Here is a 2539-nt window from a genome sequence, read left to right on the forward strand (position 1 = left end):
GCAAAGGTCGGGGGGAGTCTGAAAGTAGTATTACTTGTGAGGGTGGAAGTGGTTCTGTAATTTACACTTCAGTAGAATATGAAGGCACAGTTAAAGTTAATGGAGAAGTTAGAGATGTAAGTAGAAAGGTATATCAAAGGAATGATATAGATTTTGAGTATTTTGATGAGACAACAGGACTAACAAACTTAGAACGTATGCAGGCTGGCAAGCCTCCTATAGGGACAGATGGTAATGCTATTCAACTACATCATATTTTGCAAAAAGAAGCAGGACCAATGGTTGAGATTCGAGAGATTACACATCAAGAATATTATTCACAGTTGCATGGTCTTATCGAAGATGGAGCAAGTTTTAGAAATGATCCAATATTGAATAAGCAATATAATAATTTTAGACGTTCATATTGGAAATGGAGAGCAGAGCAAATCGTAGGAGGAAAATAAAATATGTATGATAAAATTGTTAAGATTATAAGTCAATATGAAGAAAAAGGTGATTTTACACATCCTAATGTAGATGATAAAGATTTATATGATGCAGAAAAAATATTAAATTTAAAAATTCCAGAGCAGTATGTTTGGTTTTTGAAAAATTATGGGCATGGTGGACTGGATGGCATTGAAACATTGGGTGTAGGTAAAAATGGCAAAATGATATTTGTGGAAAAGACACTAGAATTCAGGTCATATGGGTTGAATGACGATAAGATTGTAATAGAAAATTGTGACGAATGGATTTATTGTATTGATGTAAAAACTGGAGCCGTTATGATGTGGTCACAAGGAGATAAAAAGTACAAGATTAATTATAAAAATTTTATTGAATATCTAAATGATAGAATCAGTGATGCTATAGAAAATATGTAATATTTATAAAATTAAATTTAATTATGTCTATACTTTAGGACTTCAAAGTCCCTAACTCAAAAAGCTATTTTAATTTCTGCCTGTTCACGAAGTGAATGAAATGCAGAAATTAATAATAGCTTTTTGTCATTTACCTAAAGGGGAAAGGACACCTTATGGCGAAATTTGCCCCCAGGTATACAAAAGGATTTGTCCGACAATTTATTTCTAAGGTACGGTAAATCATTGATTTTACTGACTTTATTGCAAGCAGACAGATTTCATTCTTTCACAGAACTATTGTTTGCTAAAATACTCATAAATACTGTGAAATAGCCATTTTCAGCAATTGATATAAAATTATAACAAAAGATTTCGTTACAAGTTTGGCTGGTATCTACAACAGTATATTTTTATGAAAGTATATGCCAAAATCAAGACAATTCAACTAATTGTTAAGGAAATGCCTTATTCTGATATCTTGAATAATTTTAAGACCTAGGATAAGAAATTTAATCAGTATTGGTGTATTCATAAAACGCATATAAGTTGTTATCCTTGGAAACAGAGACAGGATTAGTAAGATTGGCATCTTTGCATATGCTGGTGCTACCCAGCCATATGGCACAGCACAGGGGGATGTCTGTTGCGGGTATTGATGGTATATCAAAAACAGTCAGATAAATTTCAGCCTTTGAAGATTCACAGGTGCATGCGTATAATTGTTGTTTTGCCCGCATTATTGCTGATACTGACAGGCTAAGGGATTTTTAAGCTGTGAATGTTTCTGTTGTTGTTCGAAAGAAATTTGGCTGAGACAGATGCTAAGAAATATTACCATCTTGCGAGATGAAAAGTTTGCTAATACCTATTTGTATCGCATGTTAGGATGCTTGTACAGATGGGTATTTTTGTTGTGGTCATATATTTTGATATTCACAGGTATCGTTTCAATGTAGGCTGACAGCGAGAGACCTTGCTATCTGTATGTATCCAGTGCCAATGGGGTATCATCTCACAGTTGATTTCATATCAACTGCAATCGTTTTAATCTGAATTTCTTTGAAATGACCTAATCTTAATTCGTTATGATTTTATCTGAAATAAATTCCACTTGAGATTCTACAAAATATTATAAGGAACTTTTAATGGAACTGCCGATTTCAAGAGTGACAGAAAATCAGTGACAAAAAGTCACGAAATAATTATACGTATCCATTTTATTTTGAAATTTCCTGTTATCACTGACTTTTAAAGCTTTTTTTTAAAATAAGTTGTCGACTGATAAAATTCATACTCCATTTTTGTCACAACTGATATTGCAACTGTTTTCTCAGGCATGGATTAATTTATGGAACTTCCATTCTGTAAGATTCAGATATTTTTATATTTTTTGTAACAAGAAATCATCTGTTACAGATTGGTGGTGAGAGTGATGGTATATGGAATTATTTCAGCAAAAGATAATCAGACGAGCCTCGCTTATTTTAAGAGTAAAAAAGTTTCACAGCTTGAACCGGAAAATCTAAAGGGAAGAGGACTCATAAAGGTCGATGGAGAAGTAATGGAATTCCAGACAGCGATAGCTACGGATAGGTGCGATGATATGGAACGTATAGAGTTACTTCGCAATATGTGTGCATCTATGGCTGAAGGAGCTACTGAGGTAGCGGAAAGTATTCCTGAAATTC

General features: G+C 33.3%; 3 protein-coding genes. All 3 read left to right on the forward strand.

What is annotated here, in order from left to right:
* Positions 1–446 (forward strand): HNH/ENDO VII family nuclease (locus DWW60_RS13260; RefSeq protein WP_199414470.1); only part of this gene is annotated, 446 nt, incomplete at its 5' end.
* Positions 447–449: 3 nt separating this feature from the next.
* The gene (locus tag DWW60_RS13265; RefSeq protein WP_015533326.1) at positions 450–869 is read left to right on the forward strand and encodes an SMI1/KNR4 family protein; all 420 of its coding nucleotides are present in this window, start codon (positions 450–452) and stop codon (positions 867–869) included.
* Positions 870–2283: 1414 nt separating this feature from the next.
* The coding region (locus DWW60_RS13270) for a hypothetical protein (RefSeq protein WP_147341864.1) at positions 2284–2539 on the forward strand (256 nt) is incomplete at its 3' end.

Source organism: Coprococcus sp. AF16-22 (genome assembly GCF_003461545.1).
Taxonomy (GTDB): domain Bacteria; phylum Bacillota; class Clostridia; order Lachnospirales; family Lachnospiraceae; genus Coprococcus; species Coprococcus aceti.